The following is a 267-nucleotide window of genomic DNA, read 5'->3' as shown; positions in this document are numbered from 1 at the left end:
GCCCAACAGCGCCTGGCTGTGGAAGCGCCTCGAGCGCGACCTGCGGATGCGCGTGGTGTTCGCCATCAGCGGCAGGAGCAGGGGGCTTGGCTCGGCCTTCGAAAGCGGTACCCGCGACCTGCTGAACCAGGCCTATGGCGTCGCCGCCGGGCGCCCGGACGTGCAGCGCGGGCTGCTGCGCTGGATGTTCCTGGTGCTCGAGGTCGGCCACGCGATCATCGAGCTGCGTCGCGAGCAGGAGCGCCTGCCGGACGAACCCTGCTACGC

Annotated in this window: 1 protein-coding gene; it reads left to right on the top strand. The window is 71.2% G+C overall.

The window, feature by feature from the left end:
• On the top strand, positions 1 to 267 hold a 267-nt coding region (locus ACLJNW_RS25610; protein ID WP_410961426.1), incomplete at both ends, for an FUSC family protein.

The organism is Salmonella sp. SAL4457 (assembly GCF_046548235.1).
Classification (GTDB): Bacteria; Pseudomonadota; Gammaproteobacteria; order Enterobacterales; family Enterobacteriaceae; genus Salmonella; species Salmonella enterica.
Note: the sequence above shows the minus strand (reverse complement) of the source record. Positions and strands in the feature narration are given on the sequence as shown.